Annotated in this window: 15 protein-coding genes and 1 riboswitch; of the genes, 10 read left to right on the forward strand and 5 right to left on the reverse strand. The window is 45.4% G+C overall.

Annotation, left to right across the window (positions count from 1 at the left end; genetic code table 11):
- Positions 1-184 precede the first annotated feature (184 nt).
- From AB4133_RS14025 to thiH, 8 genes are all read left to right on the forward strand, one after another.
- Entirely contained in the window at positions 185-1,567 is a 1,383-nt protein-coding gene (locus AB4133_RS14025; RefSeq protein WP_372098575.1) for a multicopper oxidase family protein, read from the forward strand.
- Positions 1,568-1,667: 100 nt separating this feature from the next.
- On the forward strand, positions 1,668-2,051 hold the full coding sequence (gene crcB, locus AB4133_RS14030; protein WP_004736665.1) for a fluoride efflux transporter CrcB: 384 nt from the start codon (positions 1,668-1,670) through the stop codon (positions 2,049-2,051).
- Between the two features lie 62 nt (positions 2,052-2,113).
- A riboswitch (TPP riboswitch) is annotated at positions 2,114-2,212 on the forward strand.
- A 130-nt stretch (positions 2,213-2,342) separates the two neighbouring features.
- Positions 2,343-4,292 carry a phosphomethylpyrimidine synthase ThiC gene (gene thiC / locus AB4133_RS14035; protein WP_372224822.1) on the forward strand — a complete coding sequence of 650 codons (1,950 nt, stop codon included), beginning with the start codon at positions 2,343-2,345 and terminating at the stop codon, positions 4,290-4,292.
- A complete protein-coding gene (locus AB4133_RS14040; protein ID WP_017061314.1) occupies positions 4,292-5,584 on the forward strand; it encodes a thiamine phosphate synthase in 1,293 nt (430 codons plus the stop codon). Before thiC ends, AB4133_RS14040 begins: the two co-directional genes overlap by 1 nt.
- Entirely contained in the window at positions 5,574-6,356 is a 783-nt protein-coding gene (locus AB4133_RS14045) for a HesA/MoeB/ThiF family protein (protein ID WP_017062994.1), read from the forward strand. The genes AB4133_RS14040 and AB4133_RS14045 overlap by 11 nt, the downstream gene beginning before the upstream one ends.
- Complete coding sequence (gene thiS / locus AB4133_RS14050; protein WP_017061316.1) at positions 6,353-6,562, forward strand: sulfur carrier protein ThiS; 210 nt, start codon at positions 6,353-6,355, stop codon at positions 6,560-6,562. Before AB4133_RS14045 ends, thiS begins: the two co-directional genes overlap by 4 nt.
- A 2-nt stretch (positions 6,563-6,564) precedes the next feature.
- A complete protein-coding gene (locus AB4133_RS14055; RefSeq protein WP_017061317.1) occupies positions 6,565-7,329 on the forward strand; it encodes a thiazole synthase in 765 nt (254 codons plus the stop codon).
- A 7-nt stretch (positions 7,330-7,336) separates the two neighbouring features.
- Positions 7,337-8,449: a 2-iminoacetate synthase ThiH gene (gene thiH / locus AB4133_RS14060; RefSeq protein ID WP_017061318.1), complete on the forward strand. Its 1,113-nt coding sequence runs from the start codon at positions 7,337-7,339 to the stop codon at positions 8,447-8,449.
- 114 nt (positions 8,450-8,563) lie between these two features.
- Here thiH and AB4133_RS14065 read toward each other — a convergent pair whose 3' ends face one another.
- A complete protein-coding gene (locus tag AB4133_RS14065) occupies positions 8,564-10,354 on the reverse strand; it encodes an aminopeptidase P family protein (protein ID WP_372224825.1) in 1,791 nt (596 codons plus the stop codon).
- A gap of 122 nt (positions 10,355-10,476) precedes the next feature.
- Positions 10,477-11,418, reverse strand: a complete 942-nt coding sequence (locus tag AB4133_RS14070) for a LysR family transcriptional regulator (protein ID WP_012605070.1) — start codon at positions 11,416-11,418, stop codon at positions 10,477-10,479.
- A 101-nt stretch (positions 11,419-11,519) separates the two neighbouring features.
- Between AB4133_RS14070 and AB4133_RS14075 the strand changes: the two genes are divergently transcribed.
- Complete coding sequence (locus AB4133_RS14075) at positions 11,520-12,719, forward strand: multidrug effflux MFS transporter (RefSeq protein WP_372224827.1); 1,200 nt, start codon at positions 11,520-11,522, stop codon at positions 12,717-12,719.
- A 102-nt stretch (positions 12,720-12,821) separates the two neighbouring features.
- A complete protein-coding gene (locus tag AB4133_RS14080; RefSeq protein ID WP_009848181.1) occupies positions 12,822-13,103 on the forward strand; it encodes a hypothetical protein in 282 nt (93 codons plus the stop codon).
- 99 nt (positions 13,104-13,202) lie between these two features.
- Here the strand turns inward: AB4133_RS14080 and AB4133_RS14085 are convergent, their stop codons facing one another.
- Genes AB4133_RS14085 through AB4133_RS14095 form a run of 3 tightly spaced genes read right to left on the reverse strand, consistent with a single transcriptional unit; the run spans position 13,203 to position 15,287 of the window.
- A complete protein-coding gene (locus AB4133_RS14085; RefSeq protein WP_017061322.1) occupies positions 13,203-13,661 on the reverse strand; it encodes a DoxX family protein in 459 nt (152 codons plus the stop codon).
- A 1-nt stretch (position 13,662) separates the two neighbouring features.
- Positions 13,663-14,430: a DNA-binding domain-containing protein gene (locus AB4133_RS14090; RefSeq protein ID WP_017061323.1), complete on the reverse strand. Its 768-nt coding sequence runs from the start codon at positions 14,428-14,430 to the stop codon at positions 13,663-13,665.
- Positions 14,427-15,287, reverse strand: a complete 861-nt coding sequence (locus AB4133_RS14095; protein WP_017061324.1) for a DUF692 domain-containing protein — start codon at positions 15,285-15,287, stop codon at positions 14,427-14,429. Before AB4133_RS14095 ends, AB4133_RS14090 begins: the two co-directional genes overlap by 4 nt.
- Positions 15,288-15,337: the final 50 nt, after the last annotated feature.

Below are 15,337 nucleotides of genomic sequence, written 5' to 3' on the forward strand. Positions count from 1 at the left end.
TTTTTACTTTAATTGGTATTAGTCGGTAATTCCTGCTTTTAATAAAACCTGGCCTTAAAAGTGTAAGTGCTTACTTATCCCAGTCTCTTTTATAAACAACCAACAGCACAAACTACGCTTCTTTATGAGAACTGTTCTCAATATTTTGTTAAATTTTAGTCGTTATTACTAAAAGGCAACAAATATGGATATCTCCCGTCGTAAGTTTATTCAATCATCTCTCGCTATATCTGCACTCACTGTACTGCCCGCTTGCTCAATGAAACGGTCGGTTGATGAACAAGGAAAGTATGTTTATGACTTAACGGCAGAGCCTTCAACCGCTGAACTCGTGACGGGGTTTGAGACTGATATTCTAGGCTTTAATGGTCAGATTCCAGCACCAACGATTCGATGTCGACAAGGTGAAAAGGTAACGATCCGTTTTACCAACAAGCTATCAGAACCGACAACTATTCATTGGCATGGTTTAAGGATTCCTATCGAAATGGATGGGGTTCCCTTCTTGAGCCAACCACCGATCATGCCAGGTGAAACATTCATTTATGAATTTACGCCACCAGATGCTGGCACGTTTTGGTATCACCCACATATGAACAGCGTTAAGCAGCTTGGTATGGGCTTGGTTGGTCTAATTATCGTTGAGGAGAGCATTCCAGTGCCGTTTGATGAAGAGCACGCACTGATGCTTAAACATTGGCATATAGATAAGAAAGGCCAATGGAAAGATCTAATGATCCCACGACTCAGTGCTCGTATGGGTACGCCAGGAGAGTGGAGTAGCGTTAATGGAATACATGAGCCTGTCTATGAGTTAAAACAACATGCAACAACCAGGCTACGTATCGCTAATGTCGACAATACGATCACTTACCCTATAGCTGTCGAAGGGGCTGAGGCATGGGTGATTGCCATTGATGGTAACCCTGTAAAAACACCTTATAAGCTGACGCAACATAAAATTGGTCCAGGGATGCGAGTGGATATTGGACTGATAGCCCCCAAAGCCGGTGGGCGAGTTAGCGTCCTTCAAATGAAAGGACGCTTTCCTTTCTCTTTGTGTGAGTTCGAGGTTGTAGATTCAACCCTTGTTGAGAATCGCTCTCTGCCTTCTTTACCCCTTAATCCTGTGCCCAATTTAGATTTGGCTAATGCAGAAGAAATCGACTTTTTATTTGAATGGGAAGGGGCGGTTTCTCCAGTATCTAAAGATGGAAAATCTATGCCTAAGTTTTGGCTAACTAATAAACGAGCATGGGAGGGGATGAGCAAAGATAATATCCCTGAACCGTTGGCGACTTTAGAGCTGGGAAAAACCTATATATTCGATCTTAAGAACGTCACTCAATATCATCACCCGATTCACATTCACGGCCATACATTCACTGTATTGGAACTTGATGGGAAGAAAGTTGAAGAACCTTTCCATACTGATACAGTGTTACTTGGAAAAAATGGCCGAGCTAAAGCTGCATTTGTAGCCGACAACCCTGGCCGCTGGATGTATCATTGTCATGTTATAGAACACATGAAAACGGGTTTGATGGGATATATTGAAGTTAAGTGACACCTGTAACGTTTAATATTTGCGCATGCATTCTTAGTTTCTACCCTCGCTTTTATCGGCGTTAAAGCTAGAATATAGGGATTATTGTTTGGGAGGATTCATGGGTCAGTTATCTATTCTAGGTTTTATCGCCATCGGTGGCGCGTTTGGTGCTTGTTCACGTTACTTGATTTCAGAGTTATGCGTTGTGATGTTAGGGCGTGGTTTTCCTTACGGTACGCTGACTGTTAACGTGATTGGCTCTTTGATTATGGGGTTGCTCATCGCCGCGTTTGAAAATGAGATGGTTGCGACGGAGCCGTGGAGACAAATTATCGGTCTTGGTTTCCTTGGAGCCCTGACGACATTTTCTACGTTTTCGATGGATAACGTGCTTCTTATGCAGCAGGGCGCGTTCTTCAAGATGGGACTCAATGTACTGCTCAATGTGGTTCTTAGTATTTCAGCCGCATGGATCGGCTTCCAACTTTTGATAAAGTCATAAAACTTTCTTACGATTTGTTAACAACTCGGCTTGGTTTATCCAAGCCGTTTTTATATACTCGATCGTACTTGTCGGAGTGCCATATGGCTGAGACCGTTAACTCGGGATCCGTTGAACCTGATCAGGCTAATACCTGCGAAGGGAACAAGAGTAGATATCTAACTAGAATCCTTCTAGAGATCTATCTCCAGATCACAACTGCATTTTCTTGCTGTGATCCCTCTTGTAGCATCTTATCCGTCAAGCATTTTTATCCCTATAAATAATGGCTAAAAGCCAAGGAAAAATGCTATGTCGAGTCGTAAACAAGCAAGACTGGAAGCGAAGAATTTCATTGATTCTTTATCCGTACAACCTTATCCAAATTCAAAAAAAGCTTATATCCAAGGATCTCGCGAGGACATTCAAGTCCCTGTACGAGAAATATCACTAGCAGATAGCCTTGTTGGTGGTACCAAAAAAGAGCCTGTATTCGAACCTAATGCACCAATTCATGCATACGACACTTCTGGTGTTTATACTGACCCTACGCACGAAATTGACCTTTACAGTGGCCTTCCTAAGTTACGAGAGCAATGGATTGAAGAGCGTGGTAATACAGAACTATTAGACGATGTAAGTTCTGTTTATACCAAAGAGCGTTTAGAAGATGAAACTCTAGACGACCTTCGTTACGGTAATCTGCCTAGAATTCGTCGCGCGACTGGCGATCAATGTGTTACTCAGTTGCACTATGCTCGTCAGGGAATTATCACTCCTGAGATGGAGTACATTGCGATACGTGAGAACATGGGACGTCAGAAATTTGCTGATGAGCAGCTAAACCACCAACACCCTGGCCATAATTTTGGCGCAAACCTGCCGAAAGAAATCACCCCTGAGTTCGTGCGTAAAGAAGTCGCTGAAGGCCGAGCTATCATTCCGTCGAACATTAACCATCCTGAATCCGAGCCGATGATTATTGGACGAAACTTCTTAGTGAAAGTGAACGCCAATATCGGTAACTCTTCAGTAAGTTCTTCGATTGAAGAAGAAGTTGAGAAGCTAGTATGGTCAACTCGTTGGGGTGGAGATACCGTGATGGACCTTTCTACTGGCCGTAATATCCACGAGACTCGTGAATGGATCCTACGTAATAGCCCAGTGCCGATTGGTACGGTTCCTATGTATCAGGCGCTTGAGAAAGTGAATGGCGTAGCCGAAGACCTTAACTGGGAAGTGATGCGCGATACTTTGATTGAACAAGCGGAGCAGGGCGTTGATTACTTCACTATCCATGCTGGTTTGCTTCTTCGTTATGTTCCTATGACGGCTAAGCGTGTGACAGGTATTGTTTCTCGTGGTGGCTCTATTATCGCGAAATGGTGTCTTGCACATCACCAAGAAAGCTTCCTATACACACACTTCCGCGAGATCTGTGAGATCTGTGCGAAGTACGATGTGGCTTTGTCACTAGGTGACGGCCTACGTCCTGGCTCTATTGCAGATGCCAATGATGAGGCTCAGTTCTCGGAGTTACGTACTCTAGGTGAGTTAACTAAAGTGGCTTGGGAATACGATGTTCAGGTGATCATTGAAGGTCCTGGACATGTACCTATGCATCTTATTAAAGAGAACATGGATGAGCAGTTAGAGCACTGCCATGAAGCGCCTTTCTATACGTTAGGCCCGCTGACCACTGATATTGCACCGGGTTATGACCACATTACCTCTGGTATTGGCGCGGCGATGATTGGTTGGTACGGCTGTGCGATGCTTTGTTATGTAACACCTAAAGAGCATTTGGGCTTACCAAATAAAGAAGATGTGAAGACTGGCTTGATTACTTACAAGCTGGCAGCACATGCAGCAGACTTGGCAAAAGGGCATCCGGGCGCACAAATCCGAGATAATGCATTATCTAAAGCTCGTTTTGAATTCCGTTGGGAAGACCAATTTAATCTAGCTTTAGATCCAGAAACAGCCCGTTCTTTCCACGATGAAACCCTGCCACAAGAATCGGGCAAGGTTGCTCACTTCTGCTCTATGTGTGGACCTAAATTCTGTTCAATGAAGATCTCTCAAGAAGTTCGAGAGTACGCGAAAGACACTGAACAAGTGGCTGCTGATCAGGCTATCGAGATTAAGATGCTTGATAATCCGTTGGAAGGGATGCGTCAGAAATCACAAGAGTTCCGTGATACTGGCTCTGAACTTTATCACCCAGCAGTAGGCGCAAAAGAAGCTCAATTAGAGGAATAATGACAGTGAAGATTCTTATCCCATCTCAAAATATTGAGCTAACGGGAGAGGTGCAAAGCTGTCTATTGGTTGCTAAGCGACAAGGCTTGGCAACCGATGCAGTTGAGTTGGGTGTAAGCCCAACTCAATGCTTCTCTATCGTTGATGCTCAGCAAGCGTTATCTATTGGTTTTGCTCATGATGTTGATTCATTGGCGGAGTGTCGCTCAAGTGAGCTTGATCATATCGTTTATTACAGTCATTCAGTGGCGCTAGCTGGTGTCCGCGATGCCTTGGCACAAACTCCGAATACCATCTATATCGGTGTCTTAGATGACTCAGCTGCATTGGATATCTGGTCACAGCTAGATTCTAATCGTGCTATCAAGAGTGAAACTCCAGCTCATCAGGAGTTAGATAGTCGTGGCCACTTTGCTTGGTTACTTACTTTGTTGGCGTTGGAATTCCCATTAGAAGATGCACTGGTTTTAGCTCGCGCAGCATCTAGTGTTTCACGTGGAACATGGCCAGCAAACTATCAAAACTTTCCTATTCCCGTTCTCGAAGATGAGCGACTGGATATTAGTGTTGGTTGGGCGCACCAAGGAACATCACTGTCGTTCCCGGAATTGAGTAAGAGTAGCCTAGGACTATACCCAGTGGTTGATGATGTTGAGTGGATCGAAAGGCTGCTCAAGCTTGGAATTAACACAGTTCAACTGCGTATTAAGAACCCACAGCAAGCAGATTTAGAACAACAAATCGCGCGATCTATCGAACTCGGTAGAGAGCACAACGCTCAGGTTTTTATCAATGACTATTGGCAATTGGCACTTAAGCATGATGCTTTTGGTGTTCATTTGGGGCAAGAGGACATCGAAGAATCCAACCTATCTCAACTGAGCCAAGCTGGTATTAAGATCGGTCTATCGACTCATGGTTATTACGAGTTGCTACGCATTGTGCAAATCAACCCAAGCTATATTGCGCTGGGGCATATATTCCCAACCACCACTAAGCAGATGCCATCGAAGCCTCAAGGACTTGTGCGTTTATCTCTCTATCAGCAGCTGATTGATACTATCCCATACACAGAAGAACTCACCGGTTATCCGACAGTTGCGATTGGTGGAATTGACCAGTCGACGGCCGCACAGGTGTGGAGTTGTGGGGTATCGAGCCTTGCTGTTGTACGTGCGATTACGTTAGCCGAAGACCCAAAACAAGTGATTGAGTTCTTCGAAGCATTAATGGCTGACCGTTCTTCAGGTGCTGCTAAAGAGGTAACTCAGGAGCTAAGTCATGCTGAATGATTTCGAATTCATTCGTTATCAACGACAACTCGCACTTCCTGAAGTGGGTGAGCAAGGGCAACGCAATCTATTAGATAGCCATGTATTGGTCATCGGTTGTGGTGGCTTAGGCAATGCTGCGGCTCTCTATCTTGCGGCTTCCGGTATCGGGAAAATCGTATTAGTTGATGATGATTGTGTGGATTCGTCTAACCTTCAACGACAAGTTGCGTTCAAGGAAAGCCAGTTAGGTTCGCCTAAGGTCGAAGCTCTGAAGCAAAAACTGACTGAGCTTAATGGTCGAAACCAAGTGAGAACCATCAATAGGCGAATGACTCAGAGCCAGCTTGAGCTTGAGGTGATGCTCGCTGATTTGGTGTTGGATTGTACTGACAACTTTGAGTCACGTCAGCAGGTTAACCAAGCATGTTTTGGTAGCAAGACACCTTTGGTTTCTGGTTCTGCGATCGGATGGAAAGGTCAGTTTATTGTCTTTGATTATCAGATGCAGAAAGGGTGCTATCACTGTTTGTTCCCGTTCAGTCATCATCCACAAACGACACGTTGTAGCGATAGCGGCATCATCGGCCCAGTTGTTGGCACCATAGGCAACCTCCAAGCACTGGCAGCGATTCAACGTATTAGCACTGGCGAGTTCCAGGTTGCAACACATCAGCTCAAACTGTTTGATGGTCAGACGATGAACTGGCAAAACTTAAGTGTCACTCAAGATAGTGAATGCCCCGTTTGCTGCACATCTACAGTTAACTATTTAGAAGAAGAAACCCAATGAGCAACATAACGATCTCTATCAATGAGCAACCAGAACAGGTTGCACAATCGTCGTCTCTAGCGGATATCATCCAAGCGCTTTCACTACCCGATCTGGGTTGTGTCTTTGCTATCAATAATGCGGTTGTCCCGCGTAGTCAGTGGCAACAAAGGGTCGTCAATGAAGGCGATGCTATTTCTCTTTTCCAAGCTATTGCAGGAGGCTAACTATGTTAACTATCGCAGATAAAACATTTCAATCACGACTCTTTACTGGAACGGGCAAGTTCGCGAATAAACATTTAATGGCGAGTGCTATCGAAGCTTCCGGTTCTCAACTGGCAACCATGGCGTTGAAGAGAGTTGATATTCGCTCTGAGCAAGATGATATTTTACAGCCCATCATTGATGCTGGCGTGAACTTGTTACCAAATACCTCCGGGGCGAAGAACGCGAAGGATGCCATCTTTGCTGCGCATTTGGCTCGCGAAGCGCTAGGCACAAACTGGCTCAAACTGGAAATTCACCCTGATCCAAAGTACTTGATGCCAGACCCAATTGAGACATTAAAAGCGGCTGAGCAAATGGTTAAAGATGGCTTTGTTGTGTTGCCTTACTGTCATGCTGACCCAGTGTTGTGTAAACGATTGGAAGAGGTGGGTTGTGCTGCGGTTATGCCGCTAGGTGCGCCGATTGGGTCGAACAAAGGTATCGCTTCGGCAGACTTCTTAGAGATCATTATCGACCAAGCGAACGTCCCTGTGATTGTTGACGCTGGTATTGGTGCGCCATCGCATGCTGCTCGTGCAATGGAAATGGGCGCGGATGCCGTGTTAGTTAATACTGCAATTGCGGCTTCTCAACAACCCGTTGATATGGCGATTGCTTTTAAACTGGCAGTTGAAGCTGGCCGTATGGCTTACCTTTCTGGTCTTGCTGGACAGGTGTCTCATGCGGTTGCTTCTAGTCCGCTAACTTCATTCCTAGACGAGTAGTGTCCTTATGACGTTTGTTGATCGATTTAAACAGCTCAACTGGGATGACATTGGTATGTCCATCTTCAGTAAAACGGCAGCGGATGTTGAGCGCGCTCTGAGTAAACCTAAACGCGACTTGGAAGACTTTAAGGCTCTTATCTCTCCGGCAGCAGAACCTTACTTAGAGCAGATGGCGCAACAATCGTTGGCACTCACACGCAAGCGATTCGGCAATACAATGTCGTTGTATATTCCATTGTACCTCTCAAACTTATGTGCGAATGCGTGCACGTATTGTGGTTTCTCAATGGAGAACCGCATTAAGCGTCGCACACTTACTTTAGATGAAATCGATGCTGAAAGTGCCGCTATCAAAAAGATGAAGTTTGATAGTGTATTGTTGGTGACTGGTGAACATGAAACCAAGGTCGGGATGAAGTACTTCCGTGAAGTGCTACCGAATATTAAGGCACAATTTAACTATCTTGCGATGGAAGTGCAGCCGCTTGATCAAGATGACTACGCAGAGCTTAAAACTCTCGGCTTAGATGCGGTGATGGTTTACCAAGAAACGTATAGCCCAAGTACCTACGCGGAACACCACTTGCGTGGCAATAAAATGGATTTTGAATACCGGCTCGAAACGCCCGATCGTTTGGCAAAAGCGGGTATTGATAAGATAGGTATTGGCGCTTTGATTGGCTTGGAAGATTGGCGTACCGACTGTTTCTTCGTGGCCGCTCACTTAGACTATCTTGAGCGTACTTATTGGCAAACACGTTACTCGATTTCATTCCCACGTCTTCGTCCGTGTGAGGGTGGTTTGCAGCCTAAATCGATTATGAGTGATAAACAGTTGGTTCAACTTATCTGTGCGTATCGTTTATTAAACCCTGAGGTTGAATTGTCTCTCTCGACTCGTGAGTCTGCAGCTTTCCGTGACAATGTGTTGCCATTGGGAATCACCAGTATGTCGGCTGCGTCTAAAACCCAGCCTGGTGGTTATGCTTCTGATGAAGAAGAACTCGAGCAATTTGAAATAAGTGATGAGCGAAGTGCTGCCGATGTTGAGTCAATGATTCGTCAACGTGGTTTTGATCCTGTGTGGAGAGACTGGCACAGTGCTTACTCTGGTTAGCGAACACGCAGATTTATGTTCCACGTGAAACATCGACGAAGTTAAATCAACAAATAAAAACGGCTACCCTAAGGTGGCCGTTTTTCATTTCATTAAGTTTGAATTAGCTAAGCATTAAGCATGAGCAAGTGGAGTGGTTGATTGGCGTAACCATTCCAATGTATCACCTTCAACTAATGGGCTAACATCGTTCCATACTTTCTGGTGGTAATCATTAAGCCATGCAAGTTCAGGTCGTGTCAGTAAATCGACGTTGATGTTGCGCTTATCGATAGGGCAACGTGTTAGCGACTCAAACGTTAGTACTGAGAAGTCACCTTGAGTTGGCAGCTCAACCACCAGTTCTAGGTTTTCGATACGGATACCAAATTCATCTGCACGGTAGTAACCCGGCTCGTTTGATAACACCATGCCTTCAACAAGAGGTACATCGATTAGCTTCTTAGAGATGCTTTGCGGACCTTCATGAACACTTAGGAAATGACCAACACCGTGACCAGTACCGTGGTCGTAGTCGAAGCCTTCTGCCCATAAGTGTTGGCGAGCTAGAATATCAAGTTGGAAACCACGAGTACCCTGTGGGAAACGTGCACGCGCGATACCGATGTGACCTTTAAGCGCTAACGTGAACTGCTGGATCATTTCGTCGCTTGGCTGGCCAATCGCGATAGTTCGAGTGATGTCGGTTGTACCATCTAGGTACTGACCGCCTGAATCGACTAGGTAAAGAGTATTCATCTCTAACTGACCTGGTTCAGGTTGGTTCTCGTGGTTGTAGTGACACATTGCTGCGTTGCCGCCTGCTGCTGAAATCGTGTCAAAACTTAGGTCCATCAGCGTTGGGTCTTGTTCGCGGAATGATTGAACTTTGTCTGCTAGCACAGCTTCATTGTGCAGATTACCTTGCGTGACTTCTGCATCAATCCAAGATAGGAACTTCGCCATCGCAACACCATCACGAATGTGACACGCTTTCATGCCGGCAATTTCAGTTTCATTCTTTGCTGCTTTTGGCATTAGGCATGGGTCTGCTGCTTCAATGATATGAGCACCAGAGTTTTGTAGAACCAGCGTGTACCAAGCGTTACTGGTACCTGAATCGACAGATACATTTTTGCCTTCCAAAGATTGAAGGCGTACTTCAAGCTCTGATGGGTGAGATACGCGAATACCATTGCCAACGTGTGCTTCAAAGCCCGTAGGAATACGAGCTGGGTCTAGGAAGAAGTCGACGCTTTCATCGGCGTGGATGATCGCATTGGATAACACAACAGGTAGGCGAGATACGTCCAAGCCGCGAATGTTAAGCAACCAACAGATCGAATCGAGTTCCGTAAGGATAGCGGCATCAGCACCTTTGGCTTTTAGTAAGCCAGCAATCTCCGCACGTTTGCTTTCACTTGATTGGCCTACTGCGTCTGTTGCCATTAAGCGAACATCAGATACCACCGGCTCAGGACGATCAGACCAAAGCTCATCAATTGGATTCGAAGATAGTGTTGTTAGTTCAACTTTCTCTGCCAGTTTAGCTTGAGCGCCTTTCAACCAAGCAGCAGTGTGCATGCGTGGGTCGAATGCAACCTTGCTGCCTTGTGCTAGAGAACTGGTGATCCAATCTAAAGCCGGCTCTTCAATAAGGTGGCGATACTCAAATAACTCTGCTGGTACCTGCTTACGAACCTGAACCGTGTAGCGACCATCAACAAAAATAGCAGCGTTCTCACGAGTGATAACTGCCGCACCAGCAGAGCCAGTGAAACCTGTTAACCAGTGAAGTCGCTCGTTATGAGCAGGAACGTATTCACCTAGATATTCGTCTTCATGTGGAATGATAACGGCATCTAGGTTGTTTGTTTCAAGCCAAGCTCGAACCGCAGCAACGCGTTCAGCAGTGATATTGTGCATCTGTGTTTATCCTTATTGTTAGGGTCCTTGTTAACACTCACAGTCGATATACATGCGAGGGGACTTATTAGGTCAATAAGCTAGCGCTTTTGTTCGTTTGCTGCAAACGCTGTACGCCATTTTTATCTAAGGTGCAGAGTTTTTTCTTTGATGATATCTCGTAGCCAAGTTAACGCTGGGTCATTTTCTCTGTCACGGTGCCAAAACAGAGTGTATGCCATCGGTGGGAATTCCATCGGTAAAGGAACAACCACTAAGTCGAGTTGCTTGGCGACGAGGTAAGTAAAGTGGCTTGGTGCAGTAAACACAAAGTCGGTGTAGGTACATAGGCTTGCGGCGCTATTGAAGTCTGGAACAGAAATAGCGATATCACGTTGGTGACCAAGGTCGGCAAGCTTATAGTCGAGCAGCCAACGATCGTTACCATCACATCTTACTTGTACATGACGCTGTGCAAGGTAGGTTTCCAGATCCCATTTGCCACTCAGAGCAGGGTGGTTGCGTCTTAACACACACATTTGTGCATCGCGATAGATCTCTTGTTCGCAGATATCGTCTGGCGGCAGCATGGTTAAGCGCGCATCGTTGATGTCGATGTCTTTGCCGGTGAGTCCAATATCTAATTCACCAAGCTGTAGCTTCTTGAAGGTTTGTTCGGTCCACGCGTGGGTGTTGATATTGACCTTAGGTGCTTGTCTAAATATTGCTGGTAAGAAGTGTGGAAGAATCAGCGGGTAAACACTCTCAACGGCAGCGATGTGAAAGCTGTGGTCGCTGTTGTTGGGAATGAATGTCTCTGGCTGAGTGAGAACATCAAGTTGGTTGATCAACGTTTCTAAGCGAGGCTTAAGGAAAACCGCTTTTGGAGTTGGTCGCAGGCCATGTGCACTTCGCGTGAAAAGAGGGTCATTAAATTGTTCACGAAGCTTGGCTAGCGATTTACTTACAGCCGATTGGCTCAGACACAATCGATGTGCGGTGCGCGTGACGCTTAGTTCTTCCATCAGCACCTGTAAGCAAACCAGTAGGTTTAAGTCGAGGCGTGATAGTTTCTCAATATTCATATGAGTTTCCTATTTGGAATAATGCTAATGAGTATATGCCATTTTTGTTCATATCTTTAGTTGGTTATTATGCACCTAAATTAACTCATTCGGAGAATCTTGTGCCTTCTAACGCGCTTCCAACCCCTAGTAAACTGCAGGTTGCTTTATTGGCAATGCTGGTTCTATTTAGCCCTTTGGCTATTGATATCTATCTACCAGCTCTGCCACAAATTTCGACAGCGTTTCACGTGGAACATGCACTAGCACAAGATACGATTACCTGGTTTTTATTCGCCATGGGTGTCGGGCAATTATTTGCTGGCCCTTTGGCTGATAAGTTAGGACGTCGAACCGTTGCATTGGGAGGTGTTAGTATCTATGCATTGAGTGCTTGCTTGGCGTGGGCAGCTCAATCGATTGATATGATGCTAATGGCTCGGCTGCTACAAGGCTTAGGAGCTTGTGCGACTTCTGTAGCAGCCTTTGCAACGGTTCGCGATCTATTTGGTCCAGAGAAGAGTGGCCGTATGATCAGCTACCTTAATGGTGCAATCTGTTTTATTCCTGCTTTGGCACCCATTCTTGGCGCTTGGTTAACTCATCAATTTGGTTGGCGTTCGAACTTTAGCTTTATGGCAGGCTTCGCTGTCGTTGTTGGCACTATCTTATTCTTCCAAATGAAAGAGTCTAACCCTGCGACAGAGAAGGTTGCGGTGTTCAAGCTTGAACGATACTGGTCAGTATTGAAAACACCATCATTCCTTTTCCACGCAACCTTGTGTCTGTTGGCGATGGCGGTCATCCTCGCTTATGTAACCTCTGCACCGGTTGTGTTGATGGAAAACCTAGGCTTGACCATGAAAGAGTTTACTTTCTGGTTTGGTGTTAATGCGGCCATCAACATTGCAGCTGCGTTTACTGCACCTAAATTTATGGACCGCTTTGGTACCTATAAAGCACTGGTCGTTGGTATCTCAACGCTGGGCTTAGCGGGTGTGATTATGTTGGTGCTTGCTGAGCACGCTACTCCAATCGCGTTCATGCTACCGATCTTCTTATCGTCAGTTGGCTTTGCTTGGATTCTTGGTGCTGCGGCAGGTAAAGCTCTAGAACCTTTCGGTGACCGTGCGGGTACAGCTGCTGCGCTGCTTGGCTTGTTCCAAATGAGCGGTTCAGGGCTTCTTGTGGGTACCATGCAACGTCTTGATTTAACGTCGCAAGTGATGATTGCTCTGCAAATGTTCCTGATTGTTCCTGCGTTATTAGTGCTTGCGAGCAAAGCGGGTAAGTCTTGGCACACGACGTTTGCTAAGGCATAAGTTACAAGGGTGACAAAATATACAAATGGCGGTTTTCGAAACGTTAAAACATGGTATATTTGTCACTCATTGAAACGTTAGTCCCCAACGGAAAATACTGTAATGTCATTAACAACCTACGAAATGGCGCGCGTCTTAGAACAAATGGAAGATGCACCTGAAAAGGTCATGTTTGGTAAACTGCTTAAAGAGCTAGGCAACCAAAGTGAAGAGCGTATTCGCAGTGCGGCAAAACAAGTTCCAATCGATACTTTGCGAGATATCATTTACCAATTTCAGCGTGTGGTAGAGTCTCGTAAGGGTGAGCAGGTTCAGCTATTGGCAAAAGAACTTGCAGAGCAAGGCATCTCTGCTGAAGAGCTACAAGCTTTTCTAAATAAGTAAGCTTATCCAAGTTAAAAAAGAAACCACTCAATTGAGTGGTTTCTTGCGTTTGGGCTGTAGCATTTAGCTTTAGCAGTTCAAAAGAGGTGAAAACTTATTTTAATTCCTGAACTGCGCTTTCAAAACTCTATCAAGTGAGAATGGTCCTGCGCCCCACACGACAACGATAAGAATCATTAACCCCCAAAGCTGATGATCGTAGAAGCCTTGATCCCACAATACAGGGTAAGACACGACAGCAATGATATTGAAAACGAACAACACCGCAGCCATAGGTCGTGTTAATAAACCGAGCGCTAAAAACATCGGTAGAATTAACTCAGCGGCAGTGCCCATGTAAGCAGCCAATTCCCAAGGTAGCAGTGGCACTTGGTATTCCAATTCAAACAAGTAAAGCGTGCTATCCCAAGTAGCTATCTTGGTGAGTCCAGAATTAAAGAATACCCACGCCACCCAAAGGCGACAAAATAGTAGAAGCACTGGAACAAAAAGTGCCTGTGATTTCTCAATCAAACTGTCGTATTGAGCCATCATGTTCGTGACTGTGTTGTTATCCATGTTATGCCTCCAATTCGGCATTGATTGAAAAACCTGAGATGACGTTTAGCGCCATAACAGTATTCAGATGTTGTAGTAATAAAGGATCGATTGCTGAGAGTGTTCGACCTGATTGCAATTCAGTGAGGAGTTGGTGGCTCTCTTCACTCAAACTATGGCTCTCAACCTGTGAATTCTCAGCTCGGATTAACACCCCAAATTCAGCTTGGTTGATGTCTAGCCCATCAAGTTGCTGCTGATAGATGGCGTGTTCAAGCGCGATAATCGTGTAACTAGAATGAATCAGTGTTATTGAATCTTTGAGATGAAAGACTAAAGCGCCTTGTTGCTCTTGTGGTACATCTGCAAGGCAAGAAAGAGGTCTCTGGTCGACATGTGCTTGTGACGAAAACCTTACCAAGCTATCTTTCTGCCATTCATACAAAGCCACTTCACCGAGATAAGGTGCAGCCTCAATAACGGCAGGAAAGGCTTGGATAGTCTGTTCAAAGTGTTCACCGTAACCACTGACATCACCAGAGGTCGATGGATAATGTAAGACATGTTGACGAGCCATCTGTTGGAAGCACTCTTCACCAACCAACATTTCAGTGAGTGGGTAGGTTGCTGCCAGAACTTCGCTCAAGCTGATCACAAAGTTATTACGGTAAATCTGGATGCGTTGTTCATCGGTAAAATGGTCGCTCACTATGTCGCAGTACTCACCATTGTTTTGATAGCGTAGGGCGTTAGCAAACTCCAATTGAACCTCTGCTAGGGAGTGGCTCATGAGGCGCGACTCCTTTGGTTGAACTTGTCGTGTTGATACAAGATATCACTGGCTTTGGTTGCTTCAGCCAATAAAACTTGTGGCTCTGGGATATCGAGATCCCACTCAATCAAGGTATGGCGCAAACCATGTTGTGCAACCCAGTCAGTGTAGAGTTTCCACACTTCGTCACAGACAGGTTTACTGTGTGTGTCTATCCAGATCTCACCTTGTTCAAGCTTCTTTTTGGTAAAACCTGCCAAGTGAATCTCTTCAACTTTGTCTGCTGGTATTCCGTTTAAGTACTCTTCACAACTAAAGCCATGATTAAAAGATGAGACGAAAATATTATTGAAATCGAGCAGTAGGCGACACTCAGTACGCTTTTGTACCTCAGCCAAAAACTCCCACTCAGGAATAGTAGAATGCTTGAAGGATAGGTAGCTCGATGGGTTCTCAATCAACATCGGGCGTTGCAAGCTGTCTTGAACCTCGATGACATTACGACAGAAGACTTCCAATGCTTCTTCTGTGTAAGGCAGCGGTAGCAAGTCATTGAAGTAATGACCACCTGTCTGACTCCAACTGAGATGATCAGAAACCAAGAAGGGTTCGATATCATCAATGAGCTCTTTTAATTGCACAAGATGATGTTGATTGATGCGCTCAACAGAACCTAGCGACAACCCAACACCGTGACAACTGATGTTGTGTGCGTGACGAATTTCTCTGAGTTGTTGTCGTTGCGGTGATTGAGCTAAGAAGTAGTTCTCGCTGTGAACTTCTAACCAACTTACTAAGGCTGGATTTTGGCTAAAGAAGTCCAAGTGCGGTGTTCTAAGGCCAACCCCTGCGTAGGGGTGAAGAGTTTGAGTCACAACGATTCTCCTAACAAGAAGTGGAGGTGAGCTGAATGTCAGCTCACCAT

It is taken from the genome of Vibrio sp. 10N.286.52.F8, assembly GCF_041468745.1.
GTDB lineage: Bacteria > Pseudomonadota > Gammaproteobacteria > Enterobacterales > Vibrionaceae > Vibrio > Vibrio crassostreae_C.

Excerpts from the sequence above, each read along its gene's own strand:
- AB4133_RS14025 (WP_372098575.1), top strand. The coding sequence starts at position 185 with ATGGATATCTCCCGTCGTAAGTTTATTCAATCATCTCTCGCTATATCT.
- crcB (WP_004736665.1), top strand. The coding sequence starts at position 1,668 with ATGGGTCAGTTATCTATTCTAGGTTTTATCGCCATCGGTGGCGCGTTT.
- thiC (WP_372224822.1), top strand. The coding sequence starts at position 2,343 with ATGTCGAGTCGTAAACAAGCAAGACTGGAAGCGAAGAATTTCATTGAT.
- AB4133_RS14040 (WP_017061314.1), top strand. The coding sequence starts at position 4,292 with ATGACAGTGAAGATTCTTATCCCATCTCAAAATATTGAGCTAACGGGA.
- AB4133_RS14045 (WP_017062994.1), top strand. The coding sequence starts at position 5,574 with ATGCTGAATGATTTCGAATTCATTCGTTATCAACGACAACTCGCACTT.
- thiS (WP_017061316.1), top strand. The coding sequence starts at position 6,353 with ATGAGCAACATAACGATCTCTATCAATGAGCAACCAGAACAGGTTGCA.
- AB4133_RS14055 (WP_017061317.1), top strand. The coding sequence starts at position 6,565 with ATGTTAACTATCGCAGATAAAACATTTCAATCACGACTCTTTACTGGA.
- thiH (WP_017061318.1), top strand. The coding sequence starts at position 7,337 with ATGACGTTTGTTGATCGATTTAAACAGCTCAACTGGGATGACATTGGT.
- AB4133_RS14065 (WP_372224825.1), bottom strand. The coding sequence starts at position 10,354 with ATGCACAATATCACTGCTGAACGCGTTGCTGCGGTTCGAGCTTGGCTT.
- AB4133_RS14070 (WP_012605070.1), bottom strand. The coding sequence starts at position 11,418 with ATGAATATTGAGAAACTATCACGCCTCGACTTAAACCTACTGGTTTGC.
- AB4133_RS14080 (WP_009848181.1), top strand. The coding sequence starts at position 12,822 with ATGTCATTAACAACCTACGAAATGGCGCGCGTCTTAGAACAAATGGAA.
- AB4133_RS14085 (WP_017061322.1), bottom strand. The coding sequence starts at position 13,661 with ATGGATAACAACACAGTCACGAACATGATGGCTCAATACGACAGTTTG.
- AB4133_RS14090 (WP_017061323.1), bottom strand. The coding sequence starts at position 14,430 with ATGAGCCACTCCCTAGCAGAGGTTCAATTGGAGTTTGCTAACGCCCTA.